This window comes from Marinobacterium jannaschii DSM 6295, from assembly GCF_000620085.1.
Lineage (GTDB): Bacteria > Pseudomonadota > Gammaproteobacteria > Pseudomonadales > Balneatricaceae > Pontibacterium > Pontibacterium jannaschii.
The window spans coordinates 232,027-248,662 of record NZ_KK211065.1; the positions used below are offsets into that span (position 1 = coordinate 232,027).

A 16,636-nucleotide genomic window follows, 5' to 3' on the forward strand; every position below is an offset into this window, starting at 1 on the left:
AAATTACGTAGTACTACGGTAACAAAGGCCAAAGCGGCGCTTTTCCTGACCCCTCCGGCTCTATATAATCCCCCGCCATGGCTAAGAAAAAGAAATCCCAATCCGGTGGCAACACCATCTGTCTGAACAAAAAAGCACGTCACGAATATCACATTCAGGATAAATTCGAGGCGGGCCTTGTGCTGACTGGTTGGGAGGTTAAGAGTTTGCGCGAAGGACGCGCTCAGCTGATCGATTCTTACGTGATCTTTGAAGGTGGCGAGGCCTGGTTGGTCGGCGCGCACTTCACTCCACTGAAGACGGCCTGCCACTATGTGGTGGCTGATCCGCTACGCGACCGTAAACTGCTCCTGCATAAACAGCAGATCGACCGACTGGTTAACGCAACCCAGGCCAAAGGCCATACCTGCGTAGCCCTGGCGCTCTACTGGAAACAGGGCCGCGTTAAGTGTGAGATTGCCCTTGTAAAAGGTAAGCAGCTTCACGACAAACGTGAAACCGAAAAAGAGCGTGACTGGAACCGTCAGAAGCAGCGTATTCTGGCAGCAAAGTAAAAAACGCTGTATTTTCTTAGGCTTAAACCAGCTATACTGGCTGGTATATGGGGGTGACTTGGCTTCGACGCTGGTTACAAAACCTCAGGTGCATGTCGAGTTTGTAGTGAATCTCGTAAATCCGTCACTACACAGTTATAGTTGCTAACGACGATAACTACGCACTAGCAGCCTAAGGGCCGCTACGCCATGCTCAGGGCGTCTATGACCTGAGATTATATGGTGTCATTATTTGTAGACTCGCCCGGCGGCTTTGTCTCAAGCCAAACGGTTAAAACTTAAAGAGGCTCGCCCTAAACACCCTGGCTCTCGGGTCGTGATGGGTTAATTGAGTAGAGATGCCTAAGCATGTAGATCTTGTGGCGGCGGATTGGCGGACGCGGGTTCGAAACCCGCCACCTCCACCAAATACCATACAAAGAAGGCTATCCGACAGGATGGCCTTTTTTGTGCCCGCTGTCCCGTCCTGATAGCCGTTGCCCTCTGGCTACATCAGATTGCGGAAGACTGATGAAGGTGAACCCCGGCAGCCTTATCAGCAGCGGAGGGGCATCTTCACAATGACTGCAGAGGCCCTCAGCGCCCCTGCAAGACTGTCAGTTGAAAAGATCCACAGCCTGATTGCCCCTCTGAGGCATCCCGGTATACTCGTGCAGAGAGCCTTCAGCCGGGAAAACCTATCTGACCATGTACCAGCCCTCGACTATTCAGTTCCCTGATACCGCACCCTGCCTCGATTATGAGATGCTGCAGCACACCCGCCTGCCTGATAAGGATAGTTACCAGAAAACATTGAAAAAGCTGCAGAAGCGAATGCTGCAGGTACAACAGGCATATCACCAACAGGGGCACCGGGCGATTATTGTCTTTGAGGGCTGGGACGCCTCCGGTAAAGGCGGCGCTATAAGGCGCCTGACTGAGAAGCTGGATCCGCGTGGCTTTAGGGTACACCCGATAGCGGCCCCGGAAGCCGATGAGCAGAGCAAGCATTACCTGTATCGCTTTCAGAAGCGGCTGCCTAATGCAGGCAGCTTCGCGATATTCGATCGCTCCTGGTATGGCCGCGTCCTGGTGGAGCGGATTGAGGGCTTCGCCTCAAAGCCTGAATGGCAACGCGCCTATCAGGAGATCAACGAGTATGAACGCATGCTCAGCGACGACGGTGTCCGCATTATCAAGCTATTCCTGCATATCGATCCTGACGAACAGCTCAGCCGCTTTGAAGAGCGCCTGAATAATCCGATAAAGCACTGGAAACTGACGCCCGAAGATATTCGCAACCGCAGTCGCTGGGCAGAGTACGAACAGGCCAGCAACGAAATGTTCCGGCATACCTCCACCCTGAACAACCCGTGGCAGATCATCGCCGCCAATCATAAATGGTCCGCCCGCATTGAAGTACTCAGATATGTTACGGACAGGCTGGCCGAAGACATCGACATCACACCCGCCCCGCTGGATCCGGAAGTGATCCGACAGGCCTGTGAACAACTGGGGATCAGGCCGCGTTGATCAAGCAACTATCCTCCCCGGCAGCCGAAGACCAACTTACCGACCAGCTCATTTTCGTTGACCTGGAGACCACCGGCCCTTCACTCACCACGGACCAGATCATCGAGATCGGCCTGGTCTGGTACGAAAACGGCAAGGGCTGGCAGCACTGGCAGCAGCTGCTTAACCCCGGAATCGCCATTCCGCCGTTTGTCAGGAACCTGACCGGTATTAGCCAGGCTATGGTAGACGACGCTCCGGACTTTACTGAGATGGCCGCCGAAATCAGAGAGAAGCTGAAAGGCCGTATACTGGTCGCCCACAATGCCCGCTTTGACTATGGCTTTCTGAACCGCGCCTTCTGCCGGGAAGGAACGCCCCTGAGCCAGCGCCACCTCTGTAGCCTGCGACTGGCCCGCAGCCTGGAACCTGAGCAGCGCAAGCATGGCCTGGATGCGCTGCAGCAACGCTGGCCAATCCGTATCGAGAGCAAGGACCGTCACCGGGCTCTGGGTGACTGCCTGCTGGTCGCTCAGCTATGGCAGCAATGGCAGCTGCACTATGGTCTGACGGAGCTGGAGACACTGACCCGTCAGAGCTGGCGCGAAACTCACTTGCCGCCGGAGATCAACGCAGAGATGATCGGGAAGATTCCAGCCACGCCGGGGGTCTACCTGTTTTACGGCGAAAATGACGCCCTGCTATATATCGGCAAAAGCATCAATATGCGCGAGCGGGTGCTATCACACTTCTCAGAGGCACTGCGCAGCAACAAAGAGATGAAGCTGAGTCAGCAAACCCGTCGTATAGAACATATCCCCTGCGCCGGGGAGCTGTCCGCACTGCTGTTGGAATCAGAACTGATTAAGCAGCGCCAGCCAGTCTACAACCGCCGCCTGCGCCGCAGTCGCCACCAGTTCAGCTGGTATCTGCAACCCACCCCGGAAGGCTTCCTGCAGCCCCGTCTGATCGACCTCAACGACAGCCTGCATAAGGGGATCGAGCACTGCTACGGCATCTTCAAGAAAGCATCGAATGCCCGTGAAGCCCTGCAGGGTCTGGCTAAAAAACACCACCTCTGCCTGATCCATAGCGGGTTGGCAAAAGGCCCCGGCCCCTGCTTTGGCTATCAGCTGAAACAGTGCAGAGGGGCCTGTACCGGCGAACAGACCACGACGGAGTTTAACCAACAGCTGATGCTGAGCCTGCGTAGCATTCAGATCGCCTGGTGGCCATTCAGAGGCGCGATCGCAATTCATGAATACAACCAGGAGAACTCTCTGGAGTGCTGGCACCTGATTAACCAGTGGCACTATCTGGGGGCAGTCAGCAAACTGAGCGAAGCAGAATCAAGACTCAGCGCTGCCGAGCATTCGCCCTTCGATCTGGATTGCTACCGCATCCTGCAGCAACAGATGCGAAAGCTGGAGCGCGAGCAGCTCATTGTATTCGAATAACAGCAGGCTATTTTCCGGCGCAATTTGACCGGGGTCAAAATAAGCGCCAATTGCAATATCCCTGAAATATCAGACCCGCACTATATGCCCACTACAAAGAAGAGGACATATAGATGACACATCACCATCTAAAGGCGCAGCTGGAACAACTTCTGCGCGACGGCTACTCCATCGAAGATATCCGTAGCCTGGTAACGGCACCAAAAAACCTTATGGATCAAGCAATTGCAGCCCATAAATCTGATCGCGTAGCGCAGAAAAAAGCACGTAATCTGCAGCGTAGCCAGGCAGAATATGCGATGTGCCTGGGCAGTCAGCGCTAAGAGGATCGACACCGGAGATCGGTAACAGACCCTTTGGTATCAGACCTTAAGCACTAGCTGTTCAGTCATTGTTCACCCGGATTTGTGTATTTACACTAGTAGTCGCTTTTGCCTAAACTCCTGCCAGCATTACAATAAGGCTGGAGTTACGGAGGCCAAAGGTCTGACACTGTCAGCAATGCTACTCTCGCTGACGGAAAACGACTCCCGCCTCTGCGAACTTTCACTTGTGAGCACTGAAGGAAAACATGATGAAAAAAGCTCTGATCCTGGCTACTGCAGCTGCGCTGCTGATGCCTGCCGCTGCTATGGCTGACCGTACTGGCGAAGAAGTTTACAAAACCAAATGTGCCGTATGCCACGCTTCCGGCGCAGCAAATGCACCTAAGCTGGGCGATGCTGCTGCATGGAGCTCACGCGCGGCCCTGGGAACTGACGCACTGTTGGAAACAGCGAAGAAAGGCAAAGGCGCAATGCCACCTAAAGGCCTGTGCATGGACTGCAACGACGGCGAGCTGAAAAGCGCTATCGAATACATGGTAAACAACTCCAAGTAATCGGTCCGCTGCTGCAGATACTAAAAACCCGGCCTGCGCCGGGTTTTTTGTGTCTCGGGATTCTGTGACGCTAACGCCTAGAAAATATCATCCGGCTTGAGATTCATCAGGTCCGGAGTCTCGCCGTTGCCGAATGCGTTCAGCTTCTCAAGCGACTCCAGGTCGTCTCCCTTCTGAATAATAATCTCCACCCGGCGGTTCTTACCACGCTGTTCAGGCGTGTCGTTCGGTACCAGCGGCTTAGTCGACGCCATCCCTGAGACAGTGAAACGACTCTGGTCCATACGGGTATCACTGAACAGCTCATGGGCGACGGCCAGGGCCCGGGTTGCCGACAGATCCCAGTTGGACTCAAAGCGGCGTCCCTTATAAGGGATATTATCGGAGTGACCTTCGATCACCACCTTGCCTTCGGTACCCAGCAGAATATCGCGGATTTTTGCCAAAACGGGGATCGATTCGAAACGCAGTTCAGCCGAGCCCGAATCAAAAGAGCCGTTCTCCTTGATACGCACGATAATCTTGCGCCCCTCTTTCTCCACCTCTACGGTGCCCATACCGATCTCCTGAGACAGCGCCGTGGCGAAGATCACCGCCTCCTGTTCAGCTTTCTGCTCCATATTCTTGAGCATCTCCTGAACCTGGCCTTTCTCCTTGTCGGGCGAATCACTCTCGCCCTCCTTCGATCGGATATCGAGGGTATTCATATCATTGTTGACCGTCATCTGCCGCACCTCATTCAAGGGTGTCGGCTCCGGCCGGCCAGGGCTGAATTCCTGCGCGATAATCGAGGTACCCTTGGGGATATCCTCGACCTTGATCTGATTCTGAACACCAAAAGCTTCACGCATGGAGCCTGCCAGCTGTTTAAACTTCAGTACATCCATCTCGGAGAACGAGAGCAGCAGTACAAAGAAGCACATCAGCAGCGACATCAGATCCGCAAAAGTCGCAAGCCAGCCCGGTAACCCCGCGGGGCACGGTGGACATTCGTCTTCGCTATCGTCACTCATTGACTATATCTCCAGCGCCGCATCAACCTTCAGTCGCACGCTTTTTCTCTGGCAGGTAGTTCTTCAGCATCTGTTCGATTACGCGCGGGTTCTGTCCCGCCTGAATAGCCAGCAGACCATCGATTGTCAGCGCCTGATTCAGCGCCTCCTCATCTTTACGTACCGCCAGCTTATCGGCGAATGGCAATACCATCATGGTGGCCACAATCGCCCCGTACAGCGTTGTCAGCAGTGCTACCGCCATCGCCGGACCGATCGATTTCGGGTCACTCATGTTAGACAGCATCTGTACCAGACCAACCAGCGTACCGATCATCCCCATTGCCGGTGCCACATCCCCCATCGCCTTAAACATATCGATGCCGAGGTCATGGCGGCTCTGGGCCAGCTTGGTTTCTTTAGATAACAGGGTGCGAACCACATCCGGATCATGCCCATCCACCAGCAGCTGAATACCCCGCTGCATAAAGTCGGTGCTGACCTGCTTATCTTCCAGCGACAGCAGTCCGCCTTTACGGGCAGCATCAGCCAGTTCAACGGTTTCAGCAATAATGTCTTCCGGCTTGACCGATTTGAACATGAACGCTTTACCGGCCACTTTACCTGCGCCGAGAAAGCCACCGAGAGTGAACTTCATCATTGCGACAAAAAGCGTACCGCCGACAACGATCATCAGGGACGGAATATTGACGAATACGCCAACATCACCACCCGTCACCATTGAGGCGATAACCAGGCCAAAGCCTCCGAGCAAACCTATGAGCGTAGCTAAATCCACTCACCTATCCTCTTACAAGTAGCTTCATGAACGCGATATCGCGGCCACAGTTGCAGTGAACAATCATAACAAAATTTAACCAACTGGCACGCTACAAACATACGTTTAACCGAGATTTATGCCAAGGAATCTGCGAATACCGGCGCGGCATTGCTGAGGGACACCATCAAGCTCAGGTAAAACACTGACCGGGGGCGCGACTAATATCCAGCAGCCAGAGAGCAGGCCAGCCCAGTCCGCTGCCGCAAACCAATTGATTCTGCCTGTGGCCTTAGGTAACGTTGGTGCCTTTCACCACTCAGGACGCTGTAATGCCGCGCAAAAAGAAAGCCCCGGACTTTGAACAATCACTGACCGAACTGGAAGGTCTGGTCGGCCGTATGGAACAGGGTGATCTCTCCCTGGAAGAGGCGCTGGGCGCCTTTGAAGAGGGGGTTAAACTGACGCGCGAATGCCAGCAGATTCTTGAACAGGCTGAACAGAAAGTGCAGATGCTGGTCGAGAAAAACGGCGAACTGCACAGCCAGCCATTTGCCAGCGATGAGGATGCCTGACCCGTGTCTCTGAAAAACCTGTTGCAGCAGTACCACCAGCGTGTCGATCGCTATCTGGAAACGAGCATCCGACGCGACAGTATCGAACCGCGCCTGCAGGAGGCAATGGCTTACTCGCTGTTTAATGGGGGTAAACGGGTACGTCCGGTACTGGTCTATATGGTTAACCAGCTGCTGGGCGGTGAACTGCAGCAGGCTGATCGTGCCGCAGCGGCAATCGAATGTATTCACAGCTACTCGCTGGTCCATGATGATCTGCCGGCGATGGACGACGACGACCTGCGTCGCGGCAAACCCACCTGCCATATCGCCTTTGATGAGGCGACCGCAATACTGGCCGGTGACGGCCTGCAGTGCCTGGCCTTTGAGCTGCTCAGCGATGACACTGCAGCCGATCCGGCGATCCTGCTGCAGCTGATCAGAACACTGGCGATCGCCAGCGGAGACCGCGGCATGGTGGTGGGGCAGGCCTTTGATCTGGCCCATGTCGGACAACCCCTCAGTATCGAGCAGTTACAGGCGATGCATCGTCACAAGACCGGAGCCCTGCTGAGCGCCGCCATTGAGATGGGCGCTATCTCCAGCACGCAAGCCACGACTGCAGATATTGAAAGCCTGCGGCGCTACGGTGCTGCCATCGGCCTCGCGTTTCAGGTAAAAGACGATATCCTTGATATTGAGGGTGATACCGAGACCCTTGGTAAGCCCCAGGGTTCTGACCTGGACCAGAATAAACCCACCTATCCCGCGCTGCTAGGGCTGGAAGGTGCTAAAGCCAGACTGAAGCAGCTGCAGCAACAGGCGCATGAAGCGCTGCAGTCATACGGTACGGACGCCGATCCCCTGCGTCAGCTGGCTGACTATATCGTAGAACGCGATCACTGATGTTCCATGAAATCCCCCTGAGCCGGCCGCTGACACCGCTGCTGGACGCTATTGCGTCTCCGGCTGATATGAAAAAGCTGCCTGTCGAGCAGCTCCCCGAACTGGCAGAGCAGCTGCGTGCCTACCTGCTGTACAGCGTAGGCCAGAGCGGCGGGCACTTTGGTGCCGGGCTGGGCGTGGTCGAGCTGACCGTCGCCCTACACTACCTGCTGCACACGCCGGATGATCACCTGGTCTGGGATGTCGGGCATCAGTGCTATCCCCATAAGATTCTCACCGGTCGCCGTGAGCAGATGCCTGCAATCCGTCAGAAGCAGGGACCGGCCCCATTCCCCAAACGGGCCGAGAGCATCTACGATGATTTCGGCACCGGCCACTCGAGCACCTCGATCAGCGCAGCATTGGGCATGGCCCTGGCCGATCGTATGCAGGGCAAGCAGCATAAATCAGTCGCTGTGATCGGCGACGGGGCCATGACGGCCGGGATGGCGTTTGAGGCACTGAATCACGCCGGACATACCGGCGCTGATATGCTGGTGATCCTGAATGACAATGAGATGTCGATCTCACACAATACCGGCGGCCTGGCCACCTATCTGGCCAGGAACCTGAAAAACCGGACACCGGGTGAGACCACTGCGGCACTGTTCGAGGCACTGGATTTCCACTACACCGGTCCGGTGGATGGCCATGACCTGGCCCAGCTGATTCCGGCACTGAAGTATGCCCTGAACAGTCCCGGCCCGCAGTTTCTGCACATCAGTACCCGCAAGGGTAAAGGCTTCGAACCCGCCGAAGCCGATCCGGTGGGATACCACGCGATCACCAAGATAGAACCGATCAAGAAGGCCCCCGAGCCTAAACGCATCAAGTGGGCCAATATCTTCGGCCAGTGGCTCTGTGATATGGCCGATCGTGATAAACGCTTGTGCGCGATCACCCCGGCGATGTCGGAAGGCTCCGATATGCTGGCCTTCGAAGCCCGCTACCCGGAGCGCTTTTTCGATGTCGCCATTGCCGAACAGCACGCCCTGACGCTGGCAGCCGGTATGGCCTGCCGCCACAGCAAGCCGGTGGTTGCCATCTATTCCACCTTTCTGCAGCGCGCCTATGATCAGCTGATTCATGACGCCTCTATCCAGCAGCTGGATCTGTTACTGGCCGTCGACCGTGCCGGACTGGTAGGGGAAGATGGCTCGACCCATGCTGGGGTGTTTGATATTGCCTACCTGCGCTGCCTGCCGGAGATGGTGATCATGACACCCTCGGATGATCAGGAACTGCGCGATATGCTCTATACCGGCTATCGCTATCCGGGCTGTGCCGCCGTGCGCTATCCACGCGGCAATTCGCAGGGCTTCCCGCTGCGTCAGGCGATGCAGGAGATTAAACTGGGCCAGAGCCGCCTGATTAAGGCAGGCAAACAGGCTGCCATCCTGAACTTTGGCCCGCTGTTACCTGCCGCTCGCCAGGTCGCCCAACAGCAGGGCTATACGCTGGTGGATATGCGCTTTGTCAAACCCCTTGATCATGCCCGTATCGAGCAGCTGGCGGCCAGTCATGAACTGCTGGTGACGCTGGAGGATCATGCCATACAGGGCGGCGCAGGCTCTGCTGTCGGGGAGTACCTGCATCGGAGCAGACTCACTATGCCGCTGCTGCAACTGGGTATTCCGGATCGCTGGATCGAGCATGCCAGCCGTGGCCAGCAGCTGGCTGAATGCGGGCTGGATGCTGCGGGTATCAGTGCCGCGATCAGTCAACGCCTGACGGGATAACGGATTTCAGCCACAAAAAAGCCCTGCTCCGGCATTCGGAACAGGGCTTTTTTGTGGCCAGGGTCAACGCTTATTCAGCGTCATCCCGGAAATGGTGCTCGGTCATCATATGCCCCAGTTTACCCATCTTGGTAGCCAGATAGTCTTCATTATGGCGGTTTTTACCGACCTGCAACGGCACCCGTTCGGCGACACGCACATTGAATTTCTCCAGTGCCTTCACCTTACGCGGGTTATTGGTCATCAACCGCACCTGCGCAATTCTCAGATGCTCCAGCATCGGTACGCACATGCTGTAATCGCGCATATCAGCTTCAAAGCCCAGCTGTTCGTTGGCTTCGACCGTGTCAGCGCCGCCATCCTGCAGGTGGTAAGCACGCACCTTGTTCAGCAGGCCAATACCCCGCCCTTCCTGACGCAGGTAGAGCAGCACGCCCTCGCCCGCTTCGCTGATACGCTTCAGCGCTTCCTGCAGCTGGAAGCCACAGTCACAGCGCAGGCTGAACAGCGAATCGCCGGTGAGACATTCAGAATGAACGCGAGCCAGAACCGGCTCTGAGCCATCGGGCTCGCCATAAACCAGGGCAACATGTTCTTTGCCGGTGACCTCGTCTTCAAAGCCCACCATCTGAAACACTCCCCAGGGAGTCGGCAGCTTACATGAGGCGACGTAATTAACTGACACTCAACTAACCTCAAATTCTCAGGCCGCATATCTTAGCAGCAACTACACCATAGATGGTGCCTATTTTTTATATTACAAGCCTTTAACAAATAAATGCTTATCCTGTGCCTTACAGGGCCGGATCAAGCGCTATTGGCTATTTTGGCGTCGCAATGGCTAGGGAAACGCACCCGTGCCCGCAGTCCGCCGAGGCGCTCAGAACGGTCCAGCACCATCACGCCGCCATACTGCTTCACAATATCACTGATGATACTCATGCCCAGGCCATGGCCGTCGGTCGACTCATCCAGCCGCTCTCCCCGTGCCATCAGCCGATCCCGCTGCTCTTCGGCAATCCCCGGCCCGTTATCTTCCACCAGTATACTGACACACTGCTCGGTGCTTTCGGCAGAGATGCGAACCTTGTCGGTGGTCCATTTACAGGCGTTATCCAGCAAGTTACCCAGCAGTTCCATCAGGTCGTCCCGCTCACCGGGGAAAAACGCCTGTTCATTAATATCGTTCTGAAAGTGGATCGCCTTCTCGCGGTAGATCGCTTTCAGGGTACGCTCCAGCTTTTCCAGCTCCTGACTCAGGTAGACCCGCTGTCCGGGCAATGCCGCCCCGGCGATGCGGGCCCGGGTCAGTTCCCGGTGCATCAGGTCACGCAGGGTCTTGGATTGCTCGGCGATGGCATCGGCACAGGCCGGCTGTTTCTGTCGCAGGGCCTCAATATGGCGATCGATCACCGTCAGCGGCGTCTTAGCGGCATGCGCCAGATTGCCAACTGAATTGCGCGAACGCTGCAGGCGCAGCTCAATCGACTGCACCAGATAATTAATTTCGGTAACCAGCGGCTCGACTTCAGAGGTTTCGGCGTGGGGTAACTGACGTATTTCCCCCTGCTTCAGCCGCGAGATCTGCTCCTGGACGTCCACCAGCGAACAGAGGCCGCGCCGGATCACCACCACCTGAATCAGCAACATGCCAGCCAGAAACAGCATACCGATACCCGCCACCAGCCAGCCGAGCTGGTTCAGTGACCGCTCGATCCGGCTGACATCCTCTGCCAGCACCAGCCGCATGCTGCGGCCCTGTTTCATAAAGCGCTCGTCGAGGATCAGCCAGGGCTTGCCGTCTTTCGTGATCTGGCGGACATTTTCCTGCCCGACCGGCATCCCTTCACCGACCGGAATACGGGCATCCCACAGCGAACGGGAGAAGTGCCAGTCATCATTCACTTCAAGCTGGAAGTAGTGGCCGGACATCGGCTGCTGATAGACCGGATCGATCTTTTCCGGATTCATCTGCCACTCGCCACGGTCATCCATCTCGACGGCACGCAACAGGGCGAAGGCATCACTGGAAAGGCGGGAGGAAACAGATTCATAGGCGGTCTGGCGCAGAAACCACTGCATCGAAAACCACAGCACGACGAAGGCGATCAGGGAGATCGCCACAAAAGCGAGGTTGAGACGGGTCTGAATGGACTTCACTATAACCCTACCCGTTAGCCGACCGTCGCGACAAAGATATAGCCCTGTCCGCGTTTGGTCTGGATACGCTCTTTGCCGATCTTCTTACGCAGCATCTTGATATAGGCCTCAATCACATTGCTGTCATTCTCAGCGCCGTCATCATAGAGATGCTCGACCAGCTGCAGCTTGGACAGCACACGCCCGGGGTTATGCATAAAATAGCGCAACAGGCGATATTCCGTCCCGGTCAGGGCCACTTCATCACCCGCTGACAGTACCACCGACTGTGTTTTCTCATCCAGCGCCAGCCCTTCAACCTCCAGCTGTGAACTGACCTGCTGATGGGAGCGGCGCAGCAGGGCTGTCATGCGCACCAGCAGCTCTTCGGTATGGAAGGGTTTGCCCAGGTAATCATCAGCCCCGGCTTCAAAGCCATCCACCCGCTCCTGCCAGGCCGAGCGAGCGGTCAGCACCAACACCGGTATATTATTCTTGCGCCCGCGCCAGTTGCGCAGCACTTCAAGCCCCGGACGCTGCGGCAGGCCCAGATCCAGCACGGCCAGGTCATAGATATCCTCAAACCCCATCGCCTCGGCATCAACACCGTTGTCGACCAGATCGACGGCATAGCCACTCTTGGTTAGTTCGGTACGCAGATCCGGCCCCAGAACCGGGTCATCTTCTACCAATAAAATACGCATCTACTGTTCCTTTGCGAAATATCTGACAGGCACCTGATATACAGGAGGAATAATAAGGATATAGGGAAATTTTAGCTGAGCGGAGACAATCAGGCAGCCCGGGATTTCAATGGCTGCCGGGATGCCTGTTATCGTGTGAGCAGGGAACCGGTTGTGGCATCCACGTAGATTGTCCGGATGACTCCGTCATTACCGGCTACTTCCATTTCGTAGACATACCTGCCGTCCCGGCTAAGCAGTACCGTATCGAGCATACGGCCACTGGTCAGCGCCTGAACCCGGGCCATCAGTTCGGACATAGACAGGATCTCGCCCTCCTCTACCAGCGTACGGCAGGCCTGATAGTCGAGGCGATCCATATCTTTAGACAGCAGCGTCGGCGTATACCCCTGCAGCAGGAGAACCGAGCTGATAATCGCCAGATGGCGCAGTTTTAACATGCATACCTCCCTCAGTCACATACCAGGCGCCCATCCTTGCAAAGCAACCAGTAACGCTTTAAGGCCCGCCCCGGCGGGCCGGTCTGCGACTAAATTGTGCTACGTATTAGTCATACGCATTGATTTCGCCACCACTGGAGTCTCTGAGAGTGCCACCGTGGACATTAAAAGTCGAATCAGGTCCTTCCTGTGCTGCCATATGCCCTTCACGCGGGCTGAAAGCAGGGTCCAGTGGATATAGCGCAGCAGCATGAGCCTGAGCAACCAGTAATGAGCCGGCAATCAGGGCTAGCGTCAGTCGTTTAATGCTATTCATAACGCGTTCTCCGGTTTATAGACCTTCGAACTTAACGTTAACCACAGTAACTGAAATTAAGCTGAAACCTGCCTGACCAGCTTATATCGGTTAGCGATTAATTAATGCGCTGTAATAACTACGATGAGTTGGAGCAGCAGAAAGGCATAGATACCGGCCAGAATATCATCCAGCATAATACCCCAGCCGCCTGAGACCTTTTTATCTGCCCAGCGGATCGGCCAGGGTTTGAGGATATCGAACAGGCGAAACAGCACAAAGCCGGTCAGCAACCAGCCCCAGCCCGCAGGGGCGGCAATCATGGTGATCCAGAAGCCGACAAACTCATCCCAGACGATGCCGCCGTGATCATGGACACCGATATCGTCCGCCGTCCGGCCGCAGAGCCAGATCCCCACCAAGGTCGCCACAACGATCAACAACAGGTACAGCGGCAGGGAAAGCGTGTTGAGCCAGAACCAGGGGATGATAGCAGCCAGGGTACCGAAGGTTCCCGGCGCAAAAGGTGCGGCACCACTGCCAAGCCCAAAGGCCAGAAAATGGATCGGGTTGCGCCAGACGCTGGCAGGAACGTTATTCATCCGCAGTGGGTATCCTTATCAAAATGATCAAATCCGGCCGCGGTTAAGCGTTGCTCGCCGCTGTCTGTGACCAGAACAATGCCCTCCCCCCGGGAGACCTCTCCGATCACCGAGGCCCTGACGGGCAGGCGATCCAGCACGGCTCGCTGCGCGGGTGGCAGCGTGAAGCAGAGTTCGAAATCCTCACCGCCACTGAGAGCCCAGTCCCGGGCCTTATTCAGCTCGGTATAGTGCTGCAGCGCGTCAGACAGGGGCAGCGCAGCGGCCTCCAGCCTGGCGCCGCAGGCAGACTGCTGCAGGATATGGCTCAGGTCAGAACTGAGTCCATCAGAGATATCGATGCAGGAGGTTGCGATGCCCCTAAGGGCAATACCTGTCGAGAGGCGCGGTTCCGGCTGATAGAAGCGCTGGCGCAGGTGACTGATCGCAGCGCTGTCGGCCTCATCCCTTAACAGGGTTTCCAGGCCGGCACGACTGTCGCCCAGCGTACCGGTGACACAGACAAGGTCACCGGGTTTGGCGCCGCGCCGGGTCAGCGCCTGCCCCGGCGGCACAAATCCATGTACCTGAGCAGACAACGCCAGCGGGCCGCGGGTGGTATCCCCGCCGACCAGAACCAGGCCGTACTCACGGGCCTGTTGCGCGAGTGTCGCCGCAAAGGGTTCTAGCCACAGAGGATCAGAGTGGGGCAGTGTCAGGGCCAGGGTCAGCCAGGCAGGCTGAGCGCCCATGGCGGCCAGATCACTGGTTGCCGCGCCGAGTAAGCGGCGGGCGATAAATGCGGGATCGGTCCCCGGCAGAAAGTGGGTACCTTCCACCAGAGTATCGATCGAAACGGCTAGCTGCTCTCCGGCCGGAGGCAGCAGCAGGGCGCAGTCATCACCGATGCCCAGCGCTACGCTGTCATGCTGTTGACCAGTGACAAAGTAACGCCGGATCAGCTCAAACTCGCCCAGTGCCATCAGAACCTCAGCGTTTCGCTTTAACTTCGGCCTGACGTACGTGCTGTGCCACTTTATCCAGTACACCATTGACGTAACGGTGGCTGTCGGTGGCACCAAACTTCTTGCTCAGCTCTACACTTTCGTTGATCGCAACGCGGTAAGGCACCTGTATGCGCTGCATCAGCTCGAAAGTACCGATACGCAGCACGGTCAGCTCGATTGGATCAAGCTCATCCAGGCTACGATCAATAAAGCCGCTGAATTCGCCGTCCAGTTCCGATTTACGTGCAGCCACACCGTGCAGCAGTTCAGAGAACAGCTGCATATCGGTATCGCGCATGTCGTATTCAACCCGGAACTGTGCGTCCAGCTCAGTCAGCGGCTGGCCTGCCATATGCCAGGAATACAGGGCCTGCAGCGCGAAGCTGCGGGCTGAACGGCGCATGGCAGTCAGGTTTTTCTTCTTGCCAGATTTAGGGGAGTCGCTCATCTGGCCTTAAACCTCCAGCTTACGCAGCAGGCTAACCATTTCCAGCGCGGACAGGGCTGCTTCGGCACCCTTGTTGCCCATCTTGGTGCCGGAACGCTCGATTGCCTGTTCGATGCTGTTGACGGTCAGGATTCCGTTCGCCACCGGCAGGTTATGTTCCATAGAGACCTGCAGTACGCCCTTGGAGCTTTCGCCGGATACGTACTCAAAATGAGGCGTACCACCGCGAATCACGGCACCCAGCGCGATGATTGCATCATCCTGCTTCTGTGCGGCTACACGCTGCACCGCCAGCGGGATCTCAAATGCACCCGGTACACGAATGACGCGGATGTTCTCTTCTTTAACGCCGTGGCGGGTCAGAGCATCCATCGCGCCTTCCAACAGGCTCTCTACCACAAATGCGTTAAAACGACCGACGACGATGGCGTATTTGCCGTCGCCGCTGACAAAGTCACCTTCAAAGGTTGTAACTGCCATAGTAATCAGTTCCGTCCAGCTTAGTCTTCACAGGGAATGTATTCTTCAATCTCCAGGTCAAACCCGGAGATTGCGTTAAATTTCATCGGTGAACTGAGCAGGCGCATCTTGCCCACACCCAGGTCACGCAGAATCTGTGAGCCCGTACCAACCGTCAGGTAAGCACCGGATGCACTCACATTGACCTTAGAGCGTGGCTTGGCGGTTACCAGACCTCCCAATGCCTCGCCCAGATCGATCTTGCTGCTGCTATCCAGCAGCAGTACAACGCCTTTGCCTTCGCGGGCAACGCGTTCCAGCGCTTTGCGCATGGTCCATTTCACTTCACCGTCGGATACGGCACCGACCACATCCCGCAGTACTTCAGAGCGGATATGGACGCGGGTCAGCGTTGGCTCATCCGCTTTGATATCGCCCTGAGTCAGCGCCAGGTGAGTACAGTTCTGGATCTCGTCACGGTAGCTGATGCACTTAAACACCCCGTATTCGGTCTCCAGTTCACTCTCTTCCTCACGCACCACGGTATGTTCATTGGTGGTACGGTAGTGAATCAGGTCGGCGATAGTACCGATCTTGAGGTTATGCTTTTCGGCAAACTTCTCAAGGTCAGGACGGCGCGCCATAGTGCCGTCATCATTCATGATTTCAACAATTGCCGCTGCCGGCGTCATGCCCGCCAGGCGAGACAGGTCACAACCGGCCTCGGTATGACCGGCACGGCTCAGTACGCCACCCGGCTGAGCCATCAGCGGGAAGATATGACCAGGCTGTACAATGTCTTCCGGCTGTACAGAATCCCTTACCGCAACCCGTACCGTGTGGGCACGGTCTGCCGCGGAGATACCGGTGGTTACACCTTCCGCCGCTTCGATCGACAGGGTGAAGTTAGTGGAGAACTGCGCTCCGTTGCTCTGCACCATCAGTGGCAGCTTCAGCTTTTCACAGTGTTCGCGGGTCAGGGTCAGACAGATCAGGCCGCGGGCATGGGTTGCCATAAAGTTGATATCTTCGGCACGTACCATCTCGGCAGCGATGACCAGATCACCTTCATTTTCGCGATCTTCATCATCCATCAGGATGACCATCTTGCCCTGACGGATATCTTCTATCAGTTCCTGAGTGCTGTTCAGCTTCATCACTTCACTCTCTTAC

Annotated in this window: 20 protein-coding genes and 1 other RNA gene; 9 read left to right on the plus strand and 12 right to left on the minus strand. The window is 56.3% G+C overall.

Annotation, left to right across the window (positions count from 1 at the left end; all coding sequences use genetic code 11):
• Positions 1-77 precede the first annotated feature (77 nt).
• The 6 genes from smpB (at position 78) to Q354_RS0118900 (ending at position 4,382) form a co-directional block, all read left to right on the plus strand.
• On the plus strand, positions 78-554 hold the full coding sequence (gene smpB, locus Q354_RS0118880; RefSeq protein WP_027858970.1) for an SsrA-binding protein SmpB: 477 nt from the start codon (positions 78-80) through the stop codon (positions 552-554).
• A 49-nt stretch (positions 555-603) separates the two neighbouring features.
• Positions 604-961, plus strand: a transfer-messenger RNA (tmRNA) gene (gene ssrA, locus Q354_RS28025).
• A gap of 280 nt (positions 962-1,241) precedes the next feature.
• Positions 1,242-2,066 (plus strand): polyphosphate kinase 2 family protein, encoded by an 825-nt coding sequence (locus tag Q354_RS0118885; protein WP_027858971.1) that lies wholly within the window; start codon positions 1,242-1,244, stop codon positions 2,064-2,066.
• Complete coding sequence (locus Q354_RS0118890) at positions 2,063-3,502, plus strand: exonuclease domain-containing protein (RefSeq protein WP_051560340.1); 1,440 nt, start codon at positions 2,063-2,065, stop codon at positions 3,500-3,502. The genes Q354_RS0118885 and Q354_RS0118890 overlap by 4 nt, the downstream gene beginning before the upstream one ends.
• Before the next feature lie 113 nt (positions 3,503-3,615).
• On the plus strand, positions 3,616-3,825 hold the full coding sequence (locus Q354_RS0118895; RefSeq protein WP_027858973.1) for a hypothetical protein: 210 nt from the start codon (positions 3,616-3,618) through the stop codon (positions 3,823-3,825).
• 251 nt (positions 3,826-4,076) lie between these two features.
• Positions 4,077-4,382 carry a c-type cytochrome gene (locus tag Q354_RS0118900; protein ID WP_027858974.1) on the plus strand — a complete coding sequence of 102 codons (306 nt, stop codon included), beginning with the start codon at positions 4,077-4,079 and terminating at the stop codon, positions 4,380-4,382.
• A 77-nt stretch (positions 4,383-4,459) separates the two neighbouring features.
• Here the strand turns inward: Q354_RS0118900 and Q354_RS0118905 are convergent, their stop codons facing one another.
• Together Q354_RS0118905 and pomA are read right to left on the minus strand one after the other, a co-directional pair.
• Positions 4,460-5,395, minus strand: a complete 936-nt coding sequence (locus tag Q354_RS0118905) for a flagellar motor protein MotB (protein ID WP_027858975.1) — start codon at positions 5,393-5,395, stop codon at positions 4,460-4,462.
• 22 nt (positions 5,396-5,417) lie between these two features.
• A complete protein-coding gene (gene pomA / locus Q354_RS0118910) occupies positions 5,418-6,173 on the minus strand; it encodes a flagellar motor protein PomA (protein WP_027858976.1) in 756 nt (251 codons plus the stop codon).
• Between the two features lie 311 nt (positions 6,174-6,484).
• Between pomA and Q354_RS0118915 the strand changes: the two genes are divergently transcribed.
• From Q354_RS0118915 to dxs, 3 genes are read left to right on the plus strand one after another with little or no spacing between them, the layout of a single operon-like run.
• A complete protein-coding gene (locus Q354_RS0118915; protein ID WP_027858977.1) occupies positions 6,485-6,727 on the plus strand; it encodes an exodeoxyribonuclease VII small subunit in 243 nt (80 codons plus the stop codon).
• Positions 6,728-6,730: 3 nt separating this feature from the next.
• Positions 6,731-7,612 (plus strand): polyprenyl synthetase family protein, encoded by an 882-nt coding sequence (locus Q354_RS0118920; RefSeq protein ID WP_027858978.1) that lies wholly within the window; start codon positions 6,731-6,733, stop codon positions 7,610-7,612.
• The gene (dxs, locus tag Q354_RS0118925; protein WP_027858979.1) at positions 7,612-9,390 is read left to right on the plus strand and encodes a 1-deoxy-D-xylulose-5-phosphate synthase; all 1,779 of its coding nucleotides are present in this window, start codon (positions 7,612-7,614) and stop codon (positions 9,388-9,390) included. Before Q354_RS0118920 ends, dxs begins: the two co-directional genes overlap by 1 nt.
• Before the next feature lie 70 nt (positions 9,391-9,460).
• Here the strand turns inward: dxs and ribA are convergent, their stop codons facing one another.
• From ribA to ribBA, 10 genes are all read right to left on the minus strand, one after another.
• A complete protein-coding gene (ribA, locus tag Q354_RS0118930; RefSeq protein WP_027858980.1) occupies positions 9,461-10,075 on the minus strand; it encodes a GTP cyclohydrolase II in 615 nt (204 codons plus the stop codon).
• A 122-nt stretch (positions 10,076-10,197) separates the two neighbouring features.
• Positions 10,198-11,550 (minus strand): ATP-binding protein, encoded by a 1,353-nt coding sequence (locus Q354_RS0118935; protein ID WP_245601090.1) that lies wholly within the window; start codon positions 11,548-11,550, stop codon positions 10,198-10,200.
• Between the two features lie 14 nt (positions 11,551-11,564).
• Positions 11,565-12,233 (minus strand): response regulator transcription factor, encoded by a 669-nt coding sequence (locus Q354_RS0118940; RefSeq protein WP_027858982.1) that lies wholly within the window; start codon positions 12,231-12,233, stop codon positions 11,565-11,567.
• A 128-nt stretch (positions 12,234-12,361) separates the two neighbouring features.
• Positions 12,362-12,673, minus strand: coding sequence for a PepSY domain-containing protein (locus Q354_RS0118945; protein ID WP_027858983.1), 312 nt, complete (start codon positions 12,671-12,673; stop codon positions 12,362-12,364).
• 106 nt (positions 12,674-12,779) lie between these two features.
• Positions 12,780-12,989 (minus strand): hypothetical protein, encoded by a 210-nt coding sequence (locus Q354_RS0118950; protein WP_027858984.1) that lies wholly within the window; start codon positions 12,987-12,989, stop codon positions 12,780-12,782.
• Between the two features lie 101 nt (positions 12,990-13,090).
• Positions 13,091-13,570, minus strand: coding sequence for a phosphatidylglycerophosphatase A family protein (locus tag Q354_RS0118955; protein ID WP_027858985.1), 480 nt, complete (start codon positions 13,568-13,570; stop codon positions 13,091-13,093).
• Positions 13,567-14,532 (minus strand): thiamine-phosphate kinase, encoded by a 966-nt coding sequence (gene thiL, locus Q354_RS0118960; protein ID WP_027858986.1) that lies wholly within the window; start codon positions 14,530-14,532, stop codon positions 13,567-13,569. The genes Q354_RS0118955 and thiL overlap by 4 nt, the downstream gene beginning before the upstream one ends.
• Before the next feature lie 7 nt (positions 14,533-14,539).
• Entirely contained in the window at positions 14,540-15,004 is a 465-nt protein-coding gene (nusB, locus tag Q354_RS0118965; protein WP_027858987.1) for a transcription antitermination factor NusB, read from the minus strand.
• Positions 15,005-15,010: 6 nt separating this feature from the next.
• On the minus strand, positions 15,011-15,484 hold the full coding sequence (ribH, locus tag Q354_RS0118970) for a 6,7-dimethyl-8-ribityllumazine synthase (RefSeq protein WP_027858988.1): 474 nt from the start codon (positions 15,482-15,484) through the stop codon (positions 15,011-15,013).
• A 20-nt stretch (positions 15,485-15,504) separates the two neighbouring features.
• Positions 15,505-16,620, minus strand: coding sequence for a bifunctional 3,4-dihydroxy-2-butanone-4-phosphate synthase/GTP cyclohydrolase II (gene ribBA / locus Q354_RS0118975; protein WP_027858989.1), 1,116 nt, complete (start codon positions 16,618-16,620; stop codon positions 15,505-15,507).
• Positions 16,621-16,636: the final 16 nt, after the last annotated feature.